This window comes from Paenibacillus sp. J23TS9, assembly GCF_018403225.1.
Taxonomy (GTDB): Bacteria; Bacillota; Bacilli; order Paenibacillales; family Paenibacillaceae; genus Paenibacillus_AQ.
Genome location: NZ_BOSG01000001.1, coordinates 2,674,011 through 2,697,690 on the forward strand (window position 1 = coordinate 2,674,011; position 23,680 = coordinate 2,697,690).

Genomic DNA, 23,680 nt, shown 5'->3' on the forward strand with positions numbered 1-23,680 from the left:
CATTCCCATCCTGCTCCCTGGTCTTATGGTTGTCTCACCCGCATAGATTGGGTACTAGCTATGTTTACTCAGAAGAGGTGAAAATCATGAAAAAAAAAGCCCCTCTCCGCTTCAAGCCCGCTTCCGCTACTTTTTTGCTTGGTACGGGTGCGCTTGCGCTGGTGGCTGCCGTTGTCAGTTCCCCCGCTCCTGCCTTTCAGGCATCTTTGCAGGGTCTTCAGTTGTGGTGGCAGATTGTATTCCCGGCGCTGCTTCCTTTTCTAGTGCTGTCTGAAATGCTGATCGCATACGGCTGGATTCATGCCCTCGGGGCATGGCTTGAACCGCTGATGAACCGGCTCTTCAAGCTTCCTGGTATCGGAGGCTGGGTACTCGCGATGGGAATGACTACCGGCTTTCCCGGAGGTGCCCAGGCTGCTCGTCAACTGTACGATCAGGGCGATTTGAGCGCCAAGGATTCGAATAGGCTCGCTGCTCTCTCGCATTTCTGCAATCCAATGCTGATTCTGGTCGTGATTGCTACAGGTCTGATGCATGAACCGGCGGCAGGATATATCGTTCTAGGGGTTCACTGGATAGCCGGGATCCTGGCCTTCCTGCTCCTCAACAGAAGCATGGGACATCCAGGTGAGGAGTCCATCCAAAACATTTCCGGCAAGGAAGCCAAAGGCAAAAAAAACCGATCCTTGTTCTATCGATCCCTGCATTCAGCCAAGCAGGCCCATGCCAAGGACGGCCGCAGCTTCGGCAGAATGCTGGGAGATTCGGTTACACATGCCGTTCAAACCTTGATGATGGTCGGCGGATATATCATTATTTTTGCGGTTATCATCCAAATAGCAAGCCGGCTCATCCCCGATAGCTTCCCTGAATATTGGCTGTCCGGCCTGTTTGAAGTGCATCTCGGGGCCAAAGACGTCAGCACAGCTGCATTTGACTCAGGCAGATTGCAGTGGTCCGTAGTCTCCGCTCTGCTCGGCTTTAGCGGTATTAGCGCCCTGGTGCAATCGATGTCGGTCTTAAGAAAAACCGGCATGCATTGGCTGCGCTTTACCTCCGTTCGTCTTCTACATGGAATTCTTGCTTTCACTGCAACCTGGCTCACCTGGCCGCTCATTCGGTTCCTGCCGGAAAATGCCAGCTCGGTATTCAATAACAGAGGGCAGCTCCAGACAGATTTAAGTGGAGTTTTCAGCTTATGGCGGGTCATCCCGCAGCTCCTGCAATGGCAGGGCATCCTGCTGGCTCTAATGCTTGGGATTTCCCTTTTGTTCATGCTGCTGCAGGTTTATCGTCGAAAAAGCACGCGTTAACCGTTATTCTGTATATTTGTTCCGCATGGCTTTCTCCACTTCAAGAGGCACCAAATCCTTCACATCTCCGTGGAACGCGGCTATTTCTTTCACAATGCTTGAGCTTAAATAAGAGTATTTCGGATTTGTCATCATAAATACCGTTTCGGCATCCGGATTCAGCTTGTGGTTGGTGGACGCCATTTGCAGTTCATATTCAAAATCCGTTACGGACCGCACCCCGCGGACAATCGCCTGCGCATTCCGGAGCCTTACATAATTCGCTGTCAAATCCCGGAAGCTGTCCACCTCTACGTTGGGAAGATGAGCCGTAACCTGGCGGATCAAGTCCATCCGTTCTTCAATGCTAAAGAGCGGATTTTTGCTCCGATTGTTAAGCACTGCAACGACAAGAACGTCAAACTGCCTTGCCGCACGCTGAATGATATCCAGATGCCCCATCGTGACCGGATCAAAACTGCCCGGGTATACTGCTACTCGTCTATTCGTCGATATCATGCTCGGCCTCCCCAGCGGCTTCATCTTCGGACAAGGCCGCTTCATTTTCGTTATATTTATATATGGAAACAGCCGTTTCCCCGTACACGGCATGACGAATGCAGGAAAAGTGGCCGAATTCGCCAGGATATTCATATCCGGAATCATGCTCGAGAACAATCGTTGCCCCGCTTTTCAGCATGCTTTTTTCATGCATCAATTGCATAAGCTTGTCCCCGTTTTTCATACGGTATGGCGGATCCAGAAATACAACATCCAAAGATATTCCCCGTTTTTCAAGCACCTTGAGCGCACGTTCCGCTTCATTTCTATAAACCTCGGCCTGTCCCTCCAGCTTGGTAGCCTTCAAGTTGGCGCGGACGGTTTCAATGCTTTTCGGATCCATATCAATAAATACGGCCTTGTCTATGCCCCTGCTCAGCGCTTCGATCGCCAGTCCGCCGGTTCCGGCAAACAAATCCAGAGCTGTTCCCCCGTCAAAAAAGGGACCGATCATGCTAAAAATCGCTTCTTTCACTTTATCGGTTGTCGGCCTTGTGCCCATGCCCGGTACCGCTTTAAGCGGTCTTCCTTTAGCGCTACCCGCTACCACTCTCACGTTATGATCACCCATTCTACATATAAAAATCTATGATCCAATGCTGTCTATTTCTGACGATATCGTACCACAACCATCCCGAATTTGAAAAATGAAACCTTGGCTATCTTTTTTGGCAAAGGATGTATAAAACGGTTTATCCGGGGAATGCTTTAACTATCGACATCAAACGAATGTCGTAGACAACCGCGGAAAGCTTACGTTTCCCCATAAGCTCTTCGTCCGGTTTCTCCTCTCCCATGAAAGGGCGCCCCGAAAGGGGCGCCCGATTTTATTTTTAATGACCTTCTTATTGTTCAATGTTCATTCATCTTCTTGGTACCATGGATTGATGTGAACCAATACCTCTTCAACCAAACCAATTTGACCTTTAATGGAATTCTTTATTTCCTTACTAACATCATGACCCTGCTGTACCGTCAATTCATTAGGAATGCTCACTCTGACATCAACAATAATATAATTTCCCAGCTCACGCGCGCGAATTTTATCAATCCGCTTGACGTTTGGAACCGTGCCGACGATTTCTTTTAATTGTTCCAGTTCAGCCTCGGAAATGTTCTTTTCCATAAGTATATCTACGGATTCCCTCGCCATCTTATATGCCAGGCGACCGACAAAATAAGATACGATAATGCCTGCTATGGGATCACCATATTGGGTAAAAGGAATATTATAGTGATCGCCGACCAAAGCGATCCCGATGCCAAAGGCGGCTGCGACAGAAGCATACACGTCAGCAACATGATCGTATGCCGTCGCTATTAAGCTTTTACTGTTTTCAGCTCTCCCAATGCGCATGCAGTGTACATATAACCATTGCTTCCAAATGAGAGAGATCAAAGCCGCAGCGAAGGCAATCACGCTTGCTTCAGCGGCTGGTTGAAAAAGAGCCTCTATTGATTTGTAGACCATGAACATAGCTGCCAAAGCTAAAATAATGGCGACAACGGCTGATGCGATGACCTCCGCTTTTCCATGACCATACGGATGATCTTCGTCCGCCGGCTTTTTCGAAATTCTAGTGGAAGTTAGTGCTGCAAAGGATGCTACCACATCACCGGCATTATGTATTCCATCTGCTATCAGAACTTGGCTTTTGAATAATAGTCCCACCACAATTTTCAATCCAGTTAAGACCAAATTACTGATGAGACTAATCATTACTGCTAACTCTGTCTTTTTCCTATACATTGACCCTTATACCTGCCTTGAATTTATTAAATGCTAAATCATCTTACATCAAGGTTTTTGTGTGGGTCTAGAGAAACAGTTTTGTCCGGCCTCATAAAAACAAGTACATGCCAAACTTTATTGCACATGACCAATTTAGTTTCATCAGGTCATTTACTAGACTATCCGTTGCCGGTTAGCTTCTCTTTTCGTCGATGCAATAGTACAATCATCTAACAAACTTTTATAGAAGTAATCTAAAAAGGCAGTGATAACCATGATGATCCATATGACTTATCTCTCAGGTGAATACAAAGTGAAAGGATATCTTTCGCTGCCATATGGCTATAAACTTGATCTTGACGAATTGAATGCGCAGGTCCATCAGGTATACGGTCCGGCGGAAATGCCTATGACGGTAATCGCTAACAATATTAAAGAAGAACAGCAAGATATTAACGAACGGAAGTGGCCTGTTCTCATTTATTGCCGGGGAGGGATCGGCAGAGTGGGCCAGGTGAAGACCGAATGGCTTGAGCGCTTTTCACGAAACGGATTTATCGTATTTGCACCGGTGTATCGCGGTACTGAAGGGGGAGAAGGCCGGGATGAGTTCGGGGGCGGGGATATGGAGGATGTTCCGGCAGCCTGCCGCCTGCTCTCAAGCCTTCCTTTTATCGATACTCAGCGCATGTCCGCAATGGGATTCTCCCGGGGTTCGGTGAATGCTGCTTATGCGGCATCCGAGACAGATTATATCCGGCAGCTTGTCCTTTGGGGCGGTGTATCCGATCTTGCCAAAACCTATGAGGAACGGGTTGACCTAAGGCGGATGCTAAAGAGGGTTGTCGGTAATCCGGCAAAAGTTCCCGAAGCATATCAGGCACGTTCTCCCGTTCATATGGCTGAACGCTTCCACTGTCCGGTACTTATCGTTCAAGGAAGCGATGACGAACAGGTTCATTCCAGCCATGGACTTCAAATGTATAACCGTCTGAAGGAAGTAGGCGCAGATGTTGATATGCACTGGTATGAGAACTACGGGCATCATATGCCTCCGGAAATGCATATGCGAGCGATTGAGAGGATGTTCGACTGGATACGTGCGCATTGATTCATACGCACACAAAAAAGGCAGGTCAGGCGTTAAGCGCTGCGAGCTGCCTTTTTGCATTTTCAAGCAGAGTATTATAAATCCAATCAACGTCTAGGATCTCGGCTCCGCTTCATCAAGCCGGCAAGGCCAAGCAATCCGAACAAACCGAGAAAGCCCCAGTTGGTTCGGTTAACCCCGGTATCATCGAAGGAATTGGTGCGGATGGTATCCCGTTTCAGATCATGCTTTAGATCTCTCACATTTTCGGTCACTGTATGAGACTGATTTACATCATTCGTCTGATTAACACCGTTCATCTGGTGATGCATGTTGTAATCCCCTTCAGCCCACGCGGGTACAGCCAGAGTCAGGCAGATGCTTGCAGACAGCAGCAGCACCACAGCTTTTCTTCTCATGGTCATTTCACCTCCGACAAAATTATTTTCCATGATAAGGTTCCCCAAGCGCTCCTTTCCTATGCAAAGTCTCCAGGCAAAAAAACAGCAGCCGTTCCCCGTAATAAGCCGGGCGGCTGCAGATTTGAAATGCTTATTCCTTAGCGTTGCTCATAAAATTCATCCGGCCATTCCAACTGTACGCCTGCCTCTCGGAGGGTTTGCTGGAAATCATGCAGCGTGTTCGTATTTCCCCTGACCTCCGCTGGCTGACAGTCATGCTGAATACAGTAGGCCGCCAGTTCTCCGCATACCTCGCCGATATTCCATTCCGTCGGATGAAGGCGGTAGCAGCCGTTCGTTATATGCGTTGTTCCGATGTTTTTGTTCCCGGCAAGCAAATTATCCATATCCCGCGGGATGAGAGCTCCAAGCGGAATATGATAAGGCAGAGCTGGGATATCCACATAGCTGACGCCTGTAAAGCTCGGATGAAGATCAATACTGTAAGATCCCAGACCGACCCGGTCCTCATACTTTTTAGCGGATCTAGCAGTCTGACTTGCTGGCGATACATCCTGCTCTGTAATCGTGTATAAACCCCTGATCCTTCTGGACTCGCGAATGTAAGGTGCTTTGGCAAAGCCTGTCGGTGTTCCTACCACATCGCCTCTTAACCGCAGTCCGGGGTATCCGCTGCCTCCATCGGGTCTCGGCGCTTCTGTCTGCAGCCAATACAAAAGGGAGAGACTTAACTGCTGTGCACCATGCAGATGCTTCTTCTTGTCCTCCTCAGACACCTCGTAAATATTCCCGATAAAATAATCGTTTTGCGGCCAGTTCAGCAGTGTGACCTCATTGGCATCTGCGACATCATACTGTTCCTTGGAATACACCCTGCGGTATTTCCACAAAGGGAATTTGCTTCCATCCGCAAACAAGGCATATTCCCGGCGTTCCAGCGTAACCGGATGCGGACCGACTAAACTAAGCATTTTATCAGGCCAATGGGCTGGTTGATACTCTTTCCAGAAGTCGTACATTTCAGGTTTAGGAATCACATGACTTCCGTTCTCGTCATATTCAAAGGCGAGTACATACGTAAAGCCTTGAATATTGTTCGGATCAGCCTTCTCTGTCGCATGCGGTTCACCGGTTTCTTCACGGCTTTCAGAGCCTGTGACATATTCCATCGAAGCCATGGGCAGTATATCCCCCGTTTCGGTGGCATCGATAAAATAACTTCCTTCTACCGTCATGCGCTCACCGGTTCTCAAAGACATCAATTCAGCACATTGAAGCGACCTTTCCGTTCTAGTCACCGAAACGGCAGCCGTTTCCAGCAAAAGGGTAAGCCTTCCGGTCAGCAAATAAGGACTCAGCATTTCGTTCAGGACATGCACGGACACCCGCGGATCATGCGAGATGTTGCTTACTATCGCCCCTCCAGGATTGAAGCCTTCCCTGCTCGCGGCACCGGCAACCGGCATATTTTTCAAATAATATGTACGAATATCTTCGCGGTATTGACGGTACTTCGCCGTGCAGCCAAACTCCTCTATCCATGGATGCTCATCCGGAGGCACAGCTTGGGAAGTGCTCTGGCCGCCGATCCAGTCCGTTTCTTCCGTCATGAGCACCTTAAGCCCTTGCGAACAGGCCGCCATAGCTGCTGCACAGCCTCCTAATCCGCCGCCGAATATGATCAAATCAAACATGGTTCATCGCTCCTGTCCCATTTTCATTCCTAAAATGAAGTATTTAGTAGTGTCTCATGGTTAAACGCTTACAAAAATACGAAGGCAGGCTATACATTATTCGTTTGGAGCATAAATTAGCATACTCCTCAAGTATTATTGGTATTATATGACTGCGAGGAGAATATGTACACCATTTTACACAAAAATGAATATTTTATCCATAATATAGTTTCTCTTCATAAATAGCTGCCTCCTTCATGGCATTAGTAGACTAGAGAGTTTAAAATTTTGTAACGGTATTTTGTCTAATTTGTCATAAATGGCTTATGTATTCCATTCTTGTTTGCGTTCTGATAGACTTTTTTATATCATGCTTTAAAGAAAGGGGGATGAAGTTGCAGCCCAGATCGCCTTTTAAGGTTATATGCATGATGATTGCCGCATGTTTCCTGCTGGCTTCCTGTTCACGTAATTCTGAGCCAGCCAAGGTTAACGTTGCGCAGAAAAAGGATGTCTGGTCCAATGCTGAAGTCACCCGCGAGAGCGTTAAGCTTGTTCTCGCCGGCATATCCGGCGATGGAGTCATCGGAATTAATCAAACCAAGGACATACAGCTCCAGGGAGCCAACAACAAAACGGTAACTGTGAATCTGAATCATGAAATCACAGATCCGGATCAATTGATGTCGGACGCAGCTGGAACGCTATTGGCTTATAGCGGAATGCTGTTTGAGAACAAAGGGATTGGCACGGTGGAAATTTGCCTGCTTGGTGATCCGAAGCCAGCAAACGGGAAACCTGTCACTAAAGAACTGGTCAGAATTGCGATTAACCGTGCGGATATGCAAAAGGGGCAAGACATACTGAAGATTCCTGTGGAAAACTATGCCGACATCTTCAAACATGCAACCTGGTACAAAATCCATCCGCATCTATACAAGTCGCTTCTCCACAGAGACCAATTAAAATTGAGAGCATATCAAAAATAGCAGATGACTAACAAACGGATACGTCCCATTGGGGTGTATCCGTTTTCCCATTTATCGAACTATTCCTCTGTATGGCGGGAAAACAGGTATAAAAAAGAACCCTGCAGATTTCTCATCGGCAGGGTCAAATCCGTACATTTATATCAAAGGGGGTTATACATATAAATATACAGAACCAAGCCTAATGAAACATGAAAGATTCCTTATTCCAGCATTAATTTTTGTTAAAAATGTATTCCGTTCAGCGAATGCCCATTTTTTCCGGGCTATGATCATGATTTGCGGACACAGCATACTCTGATATAAATCGTAACTTACAGGAGGAATGCGAATGTCTTACAATCCATACAGCCCGTCCTCTTCTTTCTATCCCTCCCCTTACCCATATCCATATCCTTTTTATCCGTACCCTTACCCCACTCCTTACCCATGGTGGTACTTTAATTATCCAGGCGGCTTTCCAGGCGGATATCATGGCGGACCCGGCCCGGGTGGTCCAGGAGGGCCCGGTCATCACGGCGGCGGACCTTGGGGACCAGGCGGGCCAGGTGGACCGGGAGGACCTGGCGGCGGTGGCGGCCATCACGGTGGTGGACCCAGAGGCGTAAACAGACGTTCAAGATCTTAGGAATCATCCGAAGGCAGCGCTGATCTGCCTTCTTTTTTTGTTTGGATAAGTCAAAATTTTGATCCATAACAGGAGTTTTCAACTTTCGATCTGATTTATTAATCGTTGATTCAAGTCGCTTTTTGGATATATATCATGTCCACATTTACATATTCTTGTAATGATCCCTATTTTATCGCATATGATTTTTACGTACCCTCATGTTGGCATTGATTTTAAACGGAGGTGTGTGGATGAAGTTAAGAAGCGTCGATAATACCATTGTCGCATTGATCGGTATCTGGTTTATTATGGCACCCTGGATTGCAGGGTACTCAGATGACAAGGGAGCTTTATGGACGAGTGTCATTGTGGGAGCTGTTCAGCTAGTCGTATCGCTATGGGCTTTTTCCGGGTCGGGCTGGGGCTCCTGGCAAAATTGGATTTCACTGCTCGCCGGCGCTTGGTTTATCGTTTTTCCGTTTGTTTATACCGTCGAATCCAATGTCATGTGGAGCAGTATCATTTTGGGCGGAGTAACGGTTCTCCTGAATTTGATTACCTTATCTGCAAAGGATTAACGGTCAGGGTCACCTTTCTTAGTAAGGGGTATAGTTTCTGTTAGCCAACAGGGGCGTCCATTCACCTGTGTACCGCGCAAGTTTCACAGAAAAAAGGGAGGTCCCGGTCTCGAAGACGGGATCCCCCTTTTTTCAATTAATAATCGGCGCTATATTTTTTCTCAGTGGACGATGTATCTTTGGTATGATCCTTGTTGCTCTCGTCCTTAACCTTCTCATTTAATTCTTCAACCGGGATAGGGTCAACGTTGCGTTCACTTTCAAAACGGTCAAACAAACTTTCTTTTTCCGTTAAGTATTGTTCAGGGTGATCCATATGCTTCTGTTCATGCTCTTCCGGACGGTTTACCGGTTCGTGGACAGGTTCCTTCTTTTCCATGTTGTTTCACCTCTTGGATAAGAATACCCCTTCTAAATGAAATGAATCAGCAGACAAGAAAAACCACCTGCCGCGGATTTATGATGCCGCGGGCAGGCGATTTCGGGAAAGCTGCGATCTATGGGAGTATCTAATCGATTACAACCAGAAAGAACGCGTGATAATAACCAGCAATATAAAGAGAACCAAAATGGCACCTGTAGAAGCGAAAGGATTGTAACAACCAACTCCGCCAACAACTCCGCTCATTCCATTCCCTCCTTCCCTGTAACATACTCTAAAATATGTGGATCTCGGGACATTTGGCATAGACTCCTCCCCATTTCATGTTTGAAAAGGAGCCTATTTTCATGAGCATCTGCCTGTCTTATTCACTCTTCTTGTTAACAACAGCCTCCGTATATTTGGACAAAATTGCCCCAAGTGTGCCGATATCCAGTTGATCGTCAGCCTTCCAGTCCGTACTGATTCCCGCATGATCAACCAGCCACTGTCTTCCCGCCTCTTTCCAAGCAGGAATTTTCGGCTGTGACTCAGGCTGAGGAGAGTTATATGCAGCCATTAATTCCGCCTCACTTCCTTTATATTCATCCAAATCCACACTGCCGCTAATACCGGGGACCCGGCCCTTATTCGTGTATTGAATAAACTCCCATGAAGTCCATCCGCCTTTATTGGCCGGGGTACCACTGTTGTAATAGGCATACCATAACGGAACACTTCCGAATGTACTGTCGAGGGAGGTGTCTATAAAGCTGGGAAAGGTGTACATCATAAGCGTTCGGCCTGTCCGCAGCTTAAATTGCTTGATCCATTCATGTACGACTGCCGAAATATTCGCGCGCGTTCCGCCTTCCTTCGTCTCAATATCCAGCACAAATGGCAGCTTGTATGCGCCCAAACCTCCAGCACTTTCGACAACCTGTACGAAATGCTCCAGCTCCACCTTGACATCATCCGGCTTCTTAGCCCGTGTCAAATGGTATGCTCCCGTCAGCAATCCTGCTGATCTGGCGCCTTGAGCGTTTACCCTGAATCGGTCATCCACCAGCTTCGTTCCTTCGGTTGCTTTCATAAACACAAAGGAATAGCCTGCATTCTTGACTTGCTTCCAGTCGATCACTCCCTGCCAATGAGATACATCGATACCTTTGGCATGATTATCGCTTCGGCTTTGCACAGCAGCCACCTCCATGTTGTAACCTTTTAAACTGCATCAGGTTTTGAATATCCTCACAACTATAATTATGTATAGGGGTAGCAGTCCTGCATGGACGATCCTCCCTTCTTCATCAAAAATATGCGCTTGTTACCGGTTATTGTCCCCATAAAAAAAAGAAGCCCTATTAACAGGCTTCCTTCCCCTTCATTGTATTCAGGCTAATCATCATTGCAATGCTTACACATGAAGCGTTTCTTTGGATCGTCCCCGCTGGTCTATTAATCCGGAATCCCCCAGCTCTCGGTATTTTCTCATCCATACCTTTAAACGGCCGATATCAGCAATTCCCAACGCTTCGGCCACTTCCTTTTTGGTCATCCCTTGAAGACGCATGTCCACAGCCCTCTTCTTGGTATCCAAACTGTAAGAGCAGAAAGTCTGTCCCTTTTTGGCCATCCGTATCACCTCAACTAATTTATCGGCGGATGGCCTGCTTCTTTTCATCCCAATTACACAAATAGTTCGAAAGACCCTTGTTAATCATGGTAAATAAATACATTTTCCTTGATCGGAAATAATATATAGTCAGTTAGGCTCTCTTTTGAGCTCACTAAGGTAATAAATATCCCTTATCAACCGCATCGTGAATCAATCCGGAAACAAGCGTATAAACATCCGGCAGCTCTGCCTACAAGAAGCGGATTCGGGCGAGCACCCGGTCAGAGGTCACTCCATGCGCCAGCCATGCTTTTCCTTGTGTGTAATAATTGTGGAGAAGGGGCTGGATTCACCTTCATATTAAGTATAGCCTTGCAGGTCTCCAGGGCGCAAAAAAAGATGCCGCAATCCTCAGAGGGATGCAGCATTTTTTCCTGTTTCTATACTTTTAAGCTGTATACTCTTGCTTCGTATGGCCGGAGTTCACCGGCATTCATTCCATCTTCAGGATAGTTGGTAATAATCATTCTGCCACCCTCTGTACGGAGGCCATCCGGAAGATCAAGCATGACCGATTCACCCGTAAAATTCAGAACAATCAGCCATTTTTCCTGATTCAACGTACGTGTGTAAGCATAAATTTGCTCATGATCCTGCATGATCAGCTCATAATCACCGTACACCATAACCGGATTCTGTTTGCGGAGGGCAATCAGCTTGCGGTAATAGTGGAAAATAGACTGGGGATCGGCAACGGCAGCTTCGGCATTGATCTCGGTGTAATTCGGGTTCACACCGATCCAAGGGGTTCCTGTCGTAAACCCTGCATTGGCTTCCGTGTTCCACTGCATCGGGGTACGGGCATTATCACGGCCCTTGGTTTCGATCGCCTGCATAATGGTGCCCGGGTCGGCTCCGCCCTGCACGACCTTTTCATTGTACATATTATGGATTTCTACATCCCGGTATTCTTCAATGCTGGTGAACTTCACATTCGTCATGCCCAGCTCTTCACCCTGATAAATATACGGGGTTCCCTTCAGCGTATGAAGCAAAGTAGCCAGCATTTTTGCCGATTCACCGCGATATTCCTGATCATTACCGAACCGGGATACCATCCGCGGCTGGTCATGGTTGTTCAGATAGAGGCTGTTCCAGCCATCCTCTGCCAGGCCTGTCTGCCATTTATGCAAAACCTCGCGCAGCTTCGGCAGCGTCCAAGGTACCAAATCCCATTTACCCTCTGCTCCCGAGTCTACGTCCATATGCTCGAACTGAAATACCATTTGCAGCTCATGACGATCTTTCCCAGTATATTTGATTGCTTCTTCCACCGTTGCTCCCGGAGCCTCACCAACAGTCATGACTTCGTATTTGGACAGAACCTGCTCATTCATTTCTCGCAAAAATTCATGGATACGCGGTCCATTCATATAATAAGGGCTGCCGTCACTAAGTCCTTCTTTTCCATCATCCGGAAGTCCCGGAGCCTTCGAGATTAAATTGATCACATCCATCCGGAAACCGTCCACACCTTGATCCAGCCAAAATGTCATCATATCGTAAATGGACTGGCGCAGCTTTGGATTTTCCCAGTTCAGATCCGGCTGCTTTTTCGTGAACAGATGCAGATAGTACTCCGCAGTCGTATCGTCATACTGCCATGCCGAGCCGCTGAAAAAGGAGGTCCAGTTGTTAGGTTCGCTTCCGTCTTCATGGCCGGGACGCCAGATGTAGTAATCGCGGTAAGGATTGTCCTTCGACGAACGGGACTCCATGAACCACGCATGCTCGTCCGAGGAGTGATTGACCACCAGGTCCATCATCAGCTTCATTCCGCGGTTATGCAGTCCTGCAAGCAGTTCCTCCCAATCCTTCAGTGTTCCAAATTCATCCATAATGTCATAGTAATCACTGATATCGTATCCGTTATCATCATTAGGGGATTTGTATACTGGAGACAACCAGATGACGTCTACGCCTAATTCCTTTAAATAATCCAGTTTCGATAGAATACCCTGAAGATCCCCAATGCCGTCACCATTACTGTCCTTGAAGCTGCGAGGATATATTTGATACACAACTGCTTCTTTCCAAAAGGCTTGTTCCATGATAACCGCTCCCTTCTCCTAAGAAGTACTTTCCGTTTGGTTTTCCCTTTTTATACTACTCCTGCTATATCTTAAAAACGATAAACGATATTAACGTTTAAGGGGGACAATATAAACCTGATCCTGTTAGAACGAAATAAAATATGGCATAATTTAACAAAATAGACTATAGTTCTATGTGGACTATTTCTTGTGATATGAAACGGATACTTCATCCCAGCTTGATTCTCCATGCTATAATGAATAAAAACTTCCACCGACATATTTGGGAAGTCTCTCTCGCGATTACAGATTTGCTAAGCTCCGCCTGAAACTTTTAATTCTATAATCCCGAAAAAAAGTAATGGAGTGTTACATAAGCATATGACAGCTAAACCACTAAGAAATATAGGCATCTTCGCGCATGTAGATGCAGGCAAGACGACAACTACAGAACATATGCTGTATGAGAGCGGAGCCATTCGATCGCTTGGAAGCGTGGATCTGGGGACAGCTCAGACCGACTCACTGGAGGTCGAACGGGAACGCGGGATTTCTGTCCGCTCTGCGGCCACTTCCCTCGTATGGAACGGGATTCATATCAATTTGGTAGACACACCAGGCCACGTCGATTTTCTTTCGGAAGTTGAACGTTCCATGCGGGTTATGGACGGTGCAATCCTGATTATCTCCGCCGCTGAAGGTGTGCAATCCCAGACCGAAACGGTATGGCATGCCTTACGGACCATGGGTATTCCTACATTAATCTATGTCAATAAAATGGACCGTCTTGGCGTTTCCGTCATTCAGGTCATACAGGAAATCAAACGGCTGTTATCCGTTCATATCGCACCTTTACAGGTCCCTGCAGGGGAAGGCGAGCATTTCGCAGGAATTACGCCGGTATGGAATGCTGACATGAATGATGAAAACGGCTTTGGTTTAACCCGTCGTCTTGTACTGGAGACGATTGCCGATCTGGATGATGAGCTGTTGAACCGGATCATTGACGGCGAAGAGATCCCAACCCAAGAGCTACAGGAAAAGCTGAAAAAACTCAGCCGGGAGGCGAGGCTCTTTCCGGTTTGCTTCGGCTCATCTCAGCGTGGGGTTGGCATTCAAGAGCTATTGGATGCGGCTGTGGAATATCTTCCTGCCCCGTCAGGAGGAGACGCAGAGGATTTGTCAGGCATCGTATTTAAAATCGAGCGTGACAAGCTGATGGGACGCACAGCATTCGTGCGTTTGTACCGGGGATCTCTGAAGAACAGGGATGCTATCACTAACCTCACCCGTGATGTTCAAGAAAAAGTGACCCAAATCCGTAAAATCAACGGGCAAAAATACACCGACCTGGGTCAACTGTACGCTGGTGATATTGCTGCCGTGTACGGGCTCAGCCAGTCACAGATCGGTGACATTCTGGGAAGCTCCGCCGGCATACCGCCTTCCCCTTCCTTGGCTGTTCCCCTCCTGACCGTACAGGTTCAGGCAAAAGATCAGTCTCGCTATCAGGAGCTCGTGCAAGCTCTGCAGGAGCTCACCGAAGAGGACCCGCTTCTGGATCTGCAGTGGCTTCAATCCGAGCGTGAGCTGCATGTCAAGGTCATGGGTGCCATTCAATTGGAGATTCTGTCTAGTCTGCTGCTAACCCGGTTTGGGCTGGAGGCAGACTTTGGCCAGCCGTCCGTCATCTACAAGGAAACGCCAGCACTAGAGGGTGAGGGGTTCATCGCCTATACGATGCCGAAGCCCTGCTGGGCTATCCTTCGCTTTGCCATTGAACCCTTGCCTCGGGGCAGCGGGCTGATCTACAGCTCAGTCGTGCGAAGCGAGCATCTTCTTTCCAGCTATCAGAACGAAGTGCAGCGGCGTGTGCCCGAAGCACTTCAGCAGGGACTGCTGGGATGGGAAGTCACTGATCTGAAAGTGACCTTGATTGAGGGTGAACATCATGTGTGGCATACCCATCCACTGGATTTTGTCGTTGCCACGCCGATGGGCATCATGAATGGTCTGGCGAGCACGGGAACTACTCTGCTTGAGCCCATGCTCCATTTCCGCATCACCGTACCGGAGGAATTCGGGGGTAAAATATTAAGTGAGCTGATACTGATGAGAGCAGAATTTGAAGCTCCTTCAATCATGCATGGAAGATGTATAATTGAAGGTATCATCCCTGCGGCCACTTCACTGGAATATCCGGTAAGACTCCGTTCCATGACCGGGGGCAGGGGTGTGATGGCTTCCTCATTCTCCGGGTATCAGGAATGTCCGCCGGATGTTCATGCCGCGAGGAAGCGTCACGGCGTGAATCCCCTTGACCAATCGAAATATATACTTAGTGTCCGCAGTGCATTATCAACGTAGTTTAATATTTTCTATTTAATAAATAAAAGAGAACATGATTACAGGAGGGCATCAATGGGGAAGATTTTCGGATTTATTCTGTTATGGCGACTGCTGGGAAACCCTTTCTTAGCCATACTCGTCATATTGGTAATCGTTTATTTATTGGACCGGCGTTTTGTCGGCGTATTTCCAAGCTTAACCAAGCCGTTTAAGCGAATGGGGCAAATCTCCAGACTGCGCACCCAAATCAGCATGAATCCGAACGATATTTCATCAAAGCATGAGCTCGCAAGACTTCTGATCGACCGCAAAAAAGATGCCGAAGCCATGAAGCTGCTGGAGTCCATAAAAGCACAATCCGAGGATTCCGCCGAATTCTGGGATGACCTCGGAACCGTATATTTGCGACAGGGCAATACTCAAAAAGGCGAGACCTGTGTTCTCAAAGCACTCGAGTTGAATCCGCGAGTTAAGTATGGACGACCTTACTTGCGTCTGGCAGATGTGTATAAGAACAGCGACCGCGACAAAGCGGTGGATTATGTGCATCGTTTCCAGGAGATTCAATCCTCTTCCTGCGAAGGCTATTACCTGCTTGGCATGATGTACAAGGATCTCGACCGCAAGGATGAAGCCCGGGCAGCATTTCAGGAATCGATAAACATCTATCGCTCATTACCAAAATATAAAAAGCGTCAGGAGCGGAAATGGGCCGTTCTTAGCATGATGAAAAAATAACTCCATTACAGGCGGCTGTTTATGGAGCCGTTTGCTGCAGCCTGCGATAAACATCAGCCGCTTCTGCTTGCGATTTTGCGGGGGCACTGATAACCTGATAAAATTCCCTTTCCGTCGTCAAGCTTACCGGAAGGGGCATTTTAAGAGAAATATGCTGCATGTCTTCGTCAAAAAAGACCTGTCCCAGTATATTTCTCTTTTCTTTTACATAATAAATGGCGGATATCCCTGATATGATCACACATTTTTCATAGACAGTATCATTGATGATCAAGCGTCCCTCGTATGCTCTCTCACGTTTATAGTAAGCGCCTTGCAATTCGATCCGGGAAGCAGCGGAAGCCTCCGGGCCATCAAGCATGTAATTGAAGCCTTCAAAGGATTTGTTTATTTTGACCACATTGCGGTCTACTCCAAAAAAGAACATCAGCCCTGCAAGCGCCAATATCAGACCTGTAAAGATGAACGCCTTTTTCAACCTGTCGCCTCCTTTACAGTCAAACGGATAATGGAATATTTTTCATTATTTATTATACAAAAAACAGACCTCTGCAGGTCTGTTTTGTTTTTAACTTCTCCAAAATGGATCATTTAAGCCAGCGGGTAATATCCGAGCCGGTTGAGCTGCTCTGCAATTACTTTGTATCCTCTGCCATTCGGATGAAGATGGTCGAAAGACAGCAGCTCATGCTCACGGCCGTAGAAAGCCGAGAAAATTTCTGCAGCCGCGTAGCTTCCACCCCAATATCCGTTAATATAGCGGTTAAACTGTTGAACCCACTGTGTGGCAGCGTCCACCTGCGGGAAGGGATTGTACAAGCCAACAGCCCTCACGATATAAGGAGCTCTGCTGCCTGATTTGAGTTGGTTAAGTGTCTGCATAATTCCGGAGAAATTGGATTGGCACTGCGATAACGCTTTGTTAAAATGTTGAGCGATATTATGGGAAGATGCGCTTTTCGCGGCACGAATCAGATCATTGCCCCCTATAGAGATCGTAATGATTTGGGCTTCCTTCAGCGAATTTCGAAACTGAGAGCTGCGCTTCATATTTGCGTACAACTCAGAAGAAGTCAGCCCGTTAATTCCCAGGTTCTCATACGATACAAACTCTCCGACTCTCCGTTCCGCCATGCCCCGGTAGACTGGAACAAAACCGTTACCCGGCATGGCGCCAAATCCAACCGTCAGCGAGTCACCGACTGCCGTGTATGGGATCGCCACAACCTTCGCCTCCTCTCAGTTTTCCTTTACTCATCCATAACAGTGTATGAATCGATTCAGGAATATGAAAGGGACAAAGCTCAGGGTGGAGTTTGAGAGCTGTGAAATTCAGTATATGCCTAAGCCCGAATTCAACCCACGTTCAGTAATCCATCAATAAATTTCTTCATGGCTGTATCATATGCTCCTGCTGACGGTTGCCACTGCTTCAGCTCTTGATCCTTCCCTTTGATATAAAGTCCGATCTTCTCTTGCAGGATGCCGGTATAATCAGTTACACCTTTGGATTCTCTCTTCATCTCAAGCAGCAGATCCTCCCAACGGAGCGGATTATTATACATCATCCGATCAGGATACATTGCAGCCAATTGTATCGCTTGGTCCAATGAACCGCCACGATAAAGACCCAAGGCAATATAAACGCCGACGAAGCGATGGCTCTTGTCATTCTCTATCGATTGTTTAAAATAATTTTCTGCCTCATCCCATTTCCCTTGTTTCATTAATGCAATGGCGTGGGTCGCATCCGTATAGCTGGTGTCTGTATTCTTGCTTAATGATCCGGCAAGCGCATAATAGCGGTTATATTCATTCCAGCTCTCCTTCTTCAGATAATAATCAGCCAACCGAGCATAATAATCGGCCGTAGGATGAAGCTTCACCAGCTGTTTCAGCAGCCCTGTCTGCTCCTCCTGAATGGCCTTTTTCATTTCGGTATTCGCATCTTCTCCATGCAGCAGCATCAATTTGCCTTCCAGCAATGTAAACATCATTTTCAAACTATGAGCATCCTCCGGATTGCTTCGGAATAAGGCTTTATATCTGGCATCCGCATCCTCCAAGTGGCCTGCCAGCAGAGCACGATCAGCATCAGTCATTGTCCGTTCCTTCAAATAAAAGAAAGGAAGCTGGCCCGTCAAATCATTGCCCAGACGGTATCCGTCGCTTCGGGTCAGAAGTTCGCCGTTCGCATTGTAGGCTTCGACACTCCACATATACTGATTGTCGGTGTTCGCATACCCGAGTAAGGATAAAGGGTCAAGCTTTTCTTCATCAGATCCATTGGAAGATGAGGAAACACCTGAGATTTCATAGTACAGCTCCTCTGCGTCAATCTCTATGCGGGAACTGTGAATACCCTGCATGATCGGTCTGCTCGAGGACCCGCTTTGCAATTTCAAACCTAGATTCAAATTATAATAAGCAGCCCCCGCGGCAGGCTCCCACTCAAAGGTGATTTTTTTCCCTTTCACAACCGCTTCGTTAACAGGTGATTTCAGCTTCATCAGCGGCTGGAATACGACATCCTGCACCAATGATTGTTGACCTCTCAGATCAATCCAGTCGGCATCGCCTGATACGGGCCAGGTCCAGCCACTGATTTGGTTCAGATCCAAACCGAGGGACAGCTTATAGCTGCCTGGAACAACTCCTTTAAACGAGTATTCCCCTTTTTCATTGGTCATTGTCTGATAGGGTTCATTCTCCCTAATGCTGTGGTAGAGGTCATCCTGCCTCCGCAGGAAAACACCAGCATAAGCTACCGGTTCTCCATCGGATTTGGTAATCGTACCAGACACGTCTGTCATTCTCTCTAAGCCGATAGAATCCATCTTTTTCAAACGGTCCTCGATCATCTGAAGCTGATCTATTTGCAATTGGGCTACCCGTTGATTTCCTTCGTTGAGCTCTTTCTGCTTCTTCATCTCAGCCTGAATTCGTTTCAGCTCTTCAGGTACTTTGCCTTCAGCAATGGCATACTGCGCGAGTAAATTGGAAATTCGGATGTTTAAATCAAGATTCGGGTTCTTATTCCCTTGTGTCAACTCCTCACACAGTTGAATCAGCTCTCCGTACTGTTTCATATCTGCCGCCAGCTTTGCCTTCATGAATAGAAGCTCCTGCCGCGCATAACTGTACTCTGTAAAATGCAGCTTCTTTAAGGCATTGGTCAGTATTTGCGATGCTTTTTCCCACTGTTCGGAACCTTCGTAATAGTAGGCCAGCAGTTCAGCGGCTTTACCGACATCCGGATCCGAGCGGCCGGCCTTCACATACTGCTCCAAATATGGAACCTTTTCCTTCAAATTAAAGGCTGGCTTGGTTCTGTGTTCCATAGATCCACTAAACATGGAGCCGCTTGAGCCGATATAGGCCTCATATGCATGAGCCAGAACGGTATCACTTTCCTTGAGCATATATTCCTCGATCAGCTTCAGCTTGTTATCCGGCTTTGCTGTGTCGATCTTATTCAGCACTTGTTCTTTTGACTCAGCCTGCACAGCGCCCTGTTCTGCTTCAGCCAGCTTATGGCTTGGCGGGGCACCGACATTAAAAGCAATAACGAGAACAGTAAGCAGACCTAGAATGTATGCCAGGTGTTTAACCTTGATTCGGATTTTCATGTTGGGACAATCTCCTTTCGATTTCGTCCTTCCAATAAATACTTCCTCCCGTCTCGATCAACATCCGCTGCTCCGGCGTTCCGCCGGGTATGGGTTCAGGATGTGATTTCGGCTGTCGTCCCCCATGATATAGAAATGCTGCCGTAAACAGAAGCGCAAAAGCGGTACCAAGCGGGATCACAGGCAGCTCCAGTTCTTTATTCCATAAGGCTCGCAAACGGCCGCGCAGAGTCGTTGGATGCGTTCTTCCGATCACTTCCGCCTGTTTGCTGAACTTCAGATCGGAGAGCTCTCGGTCCAGCTCCTGTTTTAATCTTGACTGCTCTTGATCCAATCGAAATCCCCCTCTTTCTCCAGCGTCTGTCTAAGATAATGCCGCCCCCGGGCCAGCCTGGCTTTGATGGTATTGCTGTTAAGCTGTAAATGATCCGCCATTTCCGCAACGCTCATTTCCTGAAAATAATGAAGTGTAATCACTTCCCGGTAGATATAGCTCAAACTATGTATAGCCCTGGTAAGTCTTCCATTTCTCAACTGCTCCATCAGCTGTTCTTCGGGACCCGGCTGCTCTTCCTTTGCCAGCCACCTCTCCGTATGGGACGATGGGAACAAATTCCTGAAGCTCCAGGTTCTCTGTCTCATACGGCATCGGTTCACGACAATACGGATCAGCCAGCTTTTCAGCTTGGTATCATCCCGCAGCTGCTCGATCCGTTCAAAAGCAAGGATAAAGCTGTCCTGCACAGCTTCCTCTGCTTCATGCCGGTCCCGGAGCAGTAAAAATGCAGTTCGCAGCAGATCATCTCCATACATCCCCATCAACAGCCCAAGCGCTTCCTCATTTTTTTGTTTCAATCCAGGTAAGATATCCAGTCTGCCTTCCCTCCCCCCTCCTATAATGATGCGTCCAAACGCCGTTTGGTTGCATTATTGATAAAAATACAAAAAAAACAGCTTCCATTAGGAAGCCGTTCTTATGATATAGGTTCACTTAAAGGAACCGTATTTCTCAATCCTCTTCCGCTTCTTCTTCAACCTCATACACGCATCGGAACCGTTCTACACCGGGATACTGTTCTCCCAGACTGTTGACAACGAAACCGAGGTTCCGGTAAAAATCCACCGACTCCTCATCCGTTTCCGCAATGACCTTTTCCGGCTTTTCCTTTGTCATGATCTCCAAGATCATCCCTCTGCCGTAGCCAAGCCCACGGTTTTCCGGAATAACCGCAATATGATGCAGAATCAGATCACTCCCAGCCTTTTCATATCCGGTCAATCCAACCAGCAGTTCTCCGTCTTCATAGCCGTACAGCTGCCAGGCTTCATTATTTTCATATTCACTGACGGTCTTCTCAACCGAATGGTCATCCGGGAATACCGCATAGGAAAACAGCTCGGCAACCTCTGGTTTACGTATGTACGATTTAATATTCAACAGCATGTCTATAACCTCCACATCATCTTGCTCATACAAGTTTTCGTTTCGTTACTTTAACCTTTTAGGCGAGAAAATTCAACTTTTATTCGAACTCATAGGTTCCGGGCATGAATGATATGCCATACCGATATTGAAAAAAGTTTACAGATAGGCGTACACTTGGAATAAGAAAGAAAATGCTCTGTTTTCAAACTTTTTCAAAGAAAGAGGCATCACATCATGAGTTATATTCAGCACGGAACATCCGCTTTCCGCAAAACGAGTTTGGCTCTGTTCGCGGGAGGCTTTAACACGTTTGCCATTTTATACTATACCCAGCCCCTGATGCCCGAATTCTCCAAGGAATTCGGGATATCTCCGGTTACAGCCAGCCTTTCGCTGTCGCTGACCACACTGATTCTGGCCATCAGTATGATCATTGTGGGCTCTCTAAGTGAATCCTGGGGACGCAAGCCAATCATGACTGTCGCCATGGTTACGGCTTCGGTTTTGACGCTGATCACCGCCTTTGCTCCGAATTTCCATACCCTGCTTGTTTTCCGGATCATCCTTGGCGCTGTATTGGCCGGTCTGCCCGCCATCGCCATGGCCTATCTCGGCGAAGAAATTGCTCCAGCCAGTCTTGGAGCCGTCATGGGTCTCTATATCAGCGGCAATTCTATCGGAGGCATGGGCGGAAGAGTCATTACCGGCGCGCTAACCGACCTGTGGAACTGGCGAATAGCCATTGCGGCCATTGGTTTTCTCGGACTGATCTTTAGCATCGTTTTCATGATCCTGCTGCCGCCATCACGTCATTTTGAGGCGCGTCCACTCCGGTTCAAGTCCTTGCTGCGCTCACTCGGTAACCAGTTCAAGGACCCCGGGCTGCTCATTCTATATGGGCTGGGATTCCTGCTGATGGGAAGCTTCGTATCGCTTTACAACTATATTGGATACCAGCTGATCGCTCCGCCGTATTCCCTGAGTCAGACACTGGTCGGTTTTATATTTATCGTTTATATTGCAGGCACCTTCAGCTCTACCTGGATGGGGAGAATGGCAGACACTCACGGCAGACCTCTTATGCTCTGGATTGGTCTGATGATCTTTCTCTGTGGTACCCTGCTGACGCTTAGTCCGCAGCTTGTGATTAAAATCGCCGGTATCATCATTTTCACGTTTGGATTCTTCGGCTCACATTCCATCGCCAGCTCCTGGATCGGTATCCGGGCTGTACATGAAAAAGCACAAGCTTCCTCGCTGTATCTGTTCTTCTACTATGCTGGCTCCAGCGTCGGCGGTACACTTGGCGGCATCTTTTGGAGTTCATTCGGCTGGCATGGCGTAGTCGGCATGATTGCCTGTTTCCTGACCACCGCTTTGCTGCTCTCTTTACTGTTGGCACGGCTTCATCGTCAAAAAGCAGCAGCATAAGCATTCATCAAAAAATATTACGCAGCCTCTTTAAATCGTTTTTGATCAATAAATCGGAATAAGTTCTTGTCCTCTGACTCGGGACAAGAACTTGTACCAGTACACTAGAAATAAACTCCCTTGCGTTGTATAATCCACTTCCAGATGGGCTCACTTTGTTACACGTCCAACGCCTTGAGTTCCATTCTTACAGGAAAGGTATACCCCATTGTCTCTAACAACATCATAGCTTCCTTATCCTGTTCATTAACCAGCGTCTCAACTTGGTTCCGGCCATTCTTCATGTGATATTCAAAACCCTTCGTTATGAGAAACTTACCTAGTCCTTTATTACGCCATCGAGGAACTACGAATAATCTTTCAACTGCACCAGTTTGCCAACACATAACACTGCCAACAAGTTCATCGCCTTCAAATGCAGAAATGGTATGTAACTCTGGACCGCCCATCATCCATTCCAACATATTTACACTTCTGTAAACAACGCCTTGATAAAATTGATTTTCTAATTCTGTATATTTGATTCTTTCCTCTTTGGATTCCATCGGGTGAAAATTGACATGAACTCCAACAGGCATTCTGACTTCAGGCATGGGTTTTTCAAGTGAACGTTGAGCATAATAATAAGTTTGATAAGGGATAAAGCCCAATTCTTCGTAAAACTCTCTGTCACCATAAAAGTCTTTCCACGCAACCAGCTTTGATTTCTTGTTTGGATTTCGGAGCTTTTGACACATATTTATGAATATTGGGTAAAGAGCCTTTCTCAGCTCATTCATACGATTTAAAGCTAATTCATTAGTGGGCATTTCGATTTCGAATATATCATGATCATCAGCTATTCCATGTCGTAAGTATCCCACACTAATTAAATGACCGTCCTCGTTAAATACACACCTCATCCTCTGATGATCATAATCTTTATTGTACTTAAAAAGTATCCATGCTTTGTGACTTAAGTTTTTAACTGTATCCTCTAATTCAGTGCAATATGGACGAACTTGTAATGACATCCTAATGTCCTCCCTGAAATTGTTGATTCAATCATAGCAAAGGAAACAGTTTGAAAAATATATAAAAGATAA

At 47.1% G+C, this 23,680-nt stretch carries 25 protein-coding genes; 8 read left to right on the forward strand and 17 right to left on the reverse strand.

Annotated features, from left to right (window positions below; all coding sequences use genetic code 11):
* The first annotated feature begins 86 nt into the window (after positions 1-86).
* Complete coding sequence (locus KJS65_RS12605; protein WP_213650101.1) at positions 87-1,313, forward strand: nucleoside recognition domain-containing protein; 1,227 nt, start codon at positions 87-89, stop codon at positions 1,311-1,313.
* Between the two features lie 3 nt (positions 1,314-1,316).
* Here the strand turns inward: KJS65_RS12605 and coaD are convergent, their stop codons facing one another.
* The 3 genes from coaD to KJS65_RS12620 all read right to left on the reverse strand — a co-directional run bounded on the left by coaD (position 1,317) and on the right by KJS65_RS12620 (position 3,603).
* Positions 1,317-1,811 (reverse strand): pantetheine-phosphate adenylyltransferase, encoded by a 495-nt coding sequence (gene coaD / locus KJS65_RS12610; protein ID WP_213650102.1) that lies wholly within the window; start codon positions 1,809-1,811, stop codon positions 1,317-1,319.
* Positions 1,795-2,409 (reverse strand): 16S rRNA (guanine(966)-N(2))-methyltransferase RsmD, encoded by a 615-nt coding sequence (gene rsmD / locus KJS65_RS12615; protein ID WP_213650103.1) that lies wholly within the window; start codon positions 2,407-2,409, stop codon positions 1,795-1,797. The genes coaD and rsmD overlap by 17 nt, the downstream gene beginning before the upstream one ends.
* Before the next feature lie 303 nt (positions 2,410-2,712).
* Positions 2,713-3,603, reverse strand: a complete 891-nt coding sequence (locus KJS65_RS12620; RefSeq protein WP_213650104.1) for a cation diffusion facilitator family transporter — start codon at positions 3,601-3,603, stop codon at positions 2,713-2,715.
* Positions 3,604-3,859: 256 nt separating this feature from the next.
* Between KJS65_RS12620 and KJS65_RS12625 the strand changes: the two genes are divergently transcribed.
* Positions 3,860-4,696: an alpha/beta hydrolase family protein gene (locus KJS65_RS12625; protein WP_213650105.1), complete on the forward strand. Its 837-nt coding sequence runs from the start codon at positions 3,860-3,862 to the stop codon at positions 4,694-4,696.
* An 86-nt stretch (positions 4,697-4,782) separates the two neighbouring features.
* Here KJS65_RS12625 and KJS65_RS12630 read toward each other — a convergent pair whose 3' ends face one another.
* Positions 4,783-5,127: a WGxxGxxG family protein gene (locus KJS65_RS12630; RefSeq protein ID WP_244864507.1), complete on the reverse strand. Its 345-nt coding sequence runs from the start codon at positions 5,125-5,127 to the stop codon at positions 4,783-4,785.
* A 107-nt stretch (positions 5,128-5,234) separates the two neighbouring features.
* Complete coding sequence (locus KJS65_RS12635) at positions 5,235-6,791, reverse strand: FAD-dependent oxidoreductase (protein ID WP_213650106.1); 1,557 nt, start codon at positions 6,789-6,791, stop codon at positions 5,235-5,237.
* 377 nt (positions 6,792-7,168) lie between these two features.
* Here KJS65_RS12635 and KJS65_RS12640 point away from each other — a divergent pair, with 377 nt between their 5' ends.
* The 3 genes from KJS65_RS12640 (at position 7,169) to KJS65_RS12650 (ending at position 8,950) form a co-directional block, all read left to right on the forward strand.
* Positions 7,169-7,762, forward strand: coding sequence for a hypothetical protein (locus KJS65_RS12640; protein ID WP_213650107.1), 594 nt, complete (start codon positions 7,169-7,171; stop codon positions 7,760-7,762).
* 331 nt (positions 7,763-8,093) lie between these two features.
* Entirely contained in the window at positions 8,094-8,390 is a 297-nt protein-coding gene (locus KJS65_RS12645) for a hypothetical protein (protein ID WP_213650847.1), read from the forward strand.
* Positions 8,391-8,623: 233 nt separating this feature from the next.
* Positions 8,624-8,950: an SPW repeat protein gene (locus tag KJS65_RS12650; RefSeq protein ID WP_213650108.1), complete on the forward strand. Its 327-nt coding sequence runs from the start codon at positions 8,624-8,626 to the stop codon at positions 8,948-8,950.
* 136 nt (positions 8,951-9,086) lie between these two features.
* Here KJS65_RS12650 and KJS65_RS12655 read toward each other — a convergent pair whose 3' ends face one another.
* The 5 genes from KJS65_RS12655 to KJS65_RS12675 form a co-directional block, all read right to left on the reverse strand.
* Entirely contained in the window at positions 9,087-9,329 is a 243-nt protein-coding gene (locus KJS65_RS12655; RefSeq protein ID WP_244864508.1) for a hypothetical protein, read from the reverse strand.
* A 138-nt stretch (positions 9,330-9,467) separates the two neighbouring features.
* Positions 9,468-9,578 (reverse strand): sporulation protein YjcZ, encoded by a 111-nt coding sequence (locus tag KJS65_RS12660; protein ID WP_201452276.1) that lies wholly within the window; start codon positions 9,576-9,578, stop codon positions 9,468-9,470.
* Positions 9,579-9,696: 118 nt separating this feature from the next.
* Positions 9,697-10,509 carry a glycoside hydrolase family 25 protein gene (locus tag KJS65_RS12665; protein WP_213650109.1) on the reverse strand — a complete coding sequence of 271 codons (813 nt, stop codon included), beginning with the start codon at positions 10,507-10,509 and terminating at the stop codon, positions 9,697-9,699.
* Positions 10,510-10,728: 219 nt separating this feature from the next.
* On the reverse strand, positions 10,729-10,947 hold the full coding sequence (locus tag KJS65_RS12670) for a helix-turn-helix domain-containing protein (protein ID WP_136606845.1): 219 nt from the start codon (positions 10,945-10,947) through the stop codon (positions 10,729-10,731).
* 422 nt (positions 10,948-11,369) lie between these two features.
* On the reverse strand, positions 11,370-13,040 hold the full coding sequence (locus KJS65_RS12675; RefSeq protein ID WP_213650110.1) for a glycoside hydrolase family 13 protein: 1,671 nt from the start codon (positions 13,038-13,040) through the stop codon (positions 11,370-11,372).
* 363 nt (positions 13,041-13,403) lie between these two features.
* Between KJS65_RS12675 and KJS65_RS12680 the strand changes: the two genes are divergently transcribed.
* Both KJS65_RS12680 and KJS65_RS12685 read left to right on the forward strand, forming a co-directional pair.
* Positions 13,404-15,389 (forward strand): GTP-binding protein, encoded by a 1,986-nt coding sequence (locus KJS65_RS12680; protein WP_213650111.1) that lies wholly within the window; start codon positions 13,404-13,406, stop codon positions 15,387-15,389.
* Between the two features lie 54 nt (positions 15,390-15,443).
* Positions 15,444-16,109 carry a tetratricopeptide repeat protein gene (locus KJS65_RS12685; protein ID WP_213650112.1) on the forward strand — a complete coding sequence of 222 codons (666 nt, stop codon included), beginning with the start codon at positions 15,444-15,446 and terminating at the stop codon, positions 16,107-16,109.
* A gap of 19 nt (positions 16,110-16,128) precedes the next feature.
* On the opposite strand, the gene KJS65_RS12690 is transcribed toward KJS65_RS12685, so the two are convergent.
* From KJS65_RS12690 to KJS65_RS12715, 6 genes are all read right to left on the reverse strand, one after another.
* A complete protein-coding gene (locus KJS65_RS12690; protein ID WP_213650113.1) occupies positions 16,129-16,587 on the reverse strand; it encodes a hypothetical protein in 459 nt (152 codons plus the stop codon).
* A gap of 113 nt (positions 16,588-16,700) precedes the next feature.
* Positions 16,701-17,333, reverse strand: coding sequence for a GDSL-type esterase/lipase family protein (locus KJS65_RS12695; RefSeq protein WP_213650114.1), 633 nt, complete (start codon positions 17,331-17,333; stop codon positions 16,701-16,703).
* Between the two features lie 131 nt (positions 17,334-17,464).
* Positions 17,465-19,738: a carboxypeptidase regulatory-like domain-containing protein gene (locus KJS65_RS12700; protein ID WP_213650115.1), complete on the reverse strand. Its 2,274-nt coding sequence runs from the start codon at positions 19,736-19,738 to the stop codon at positions 17,465-17,467.
* Complete coding sequence (locus KJS65_RS12705) at positions 19,716-20,072, reverse strand: hypothetical protein (protein ID WP_213650116.1); 357 nt, start codon at positions 20,070-20,072, stop codon at positions 19,716-19,718. The genes KJS65_RS12700 and KJS65_RS12705 overlap by 23 nt, the downstream gene beginning before the upstream one ends.
* Positions 20,048-20,593 carry a sigma-70 family RNA polymerase sigma factor gene (locus KJS65_RS12710; protein WP_244864509.1) on the reverse strand — a complete coding sequence of 182 codons (546 nt, stop codon included), beginning with the start codon at positions 20,591-20,593 and terminating at the stop codon, positions 20,048-20,050. Before KJS65_RS12710 ends, KJS65_RS12705 begins: the two co-directional genes overlap by 25 nt.
* 154 nt (positions 20,594-20,747) lie before the next feature.
* Positions 20,748-21,182, reverse strand: coding sequence for a GNAT family N-acetyltransferase (locus tag KJS65_RS12715; protein ID WP_213650117.1), 435 nt, complete (start codon positions 21,180-21,182; stop codon positions 20,748-20,750).
* Between the two features lie 216 nt (positions 21,183-21,398).
* Between KJS65_RS12715 and KJS65_RS12720 the strand changes: the two genes are divergently transcribed.
* Entirely contained in the window at positions 21,399-22,595 is a 1,197-nt protein-coding gene (locus KJS65_RS12720; protein ID WP_213650118.1) for an MFS transporter, read from the forward strand.
* A gap of 158 nt (positions 22,596-22,753) precedes the next feature.
* Here KJS65_RS12720 and KJS65_RS12725 read toward each other — a convergent pair whose 3' ends face one another.
* The gene (locus KJS65_RS12725) at positions 22,754-23,608 is read right to left on the reverse strand and encodes a GNAT family N-acetyltransferase (RefSeq protein ID WP_213650119.1); all 855 of its coding nucleotides are present in this window, start codon (positions 23,606-23,608) and stop codon (positions 22,754-22,756) included.
* Positions 23,609-23,680 lie beyond the last annotated feature (72 nt).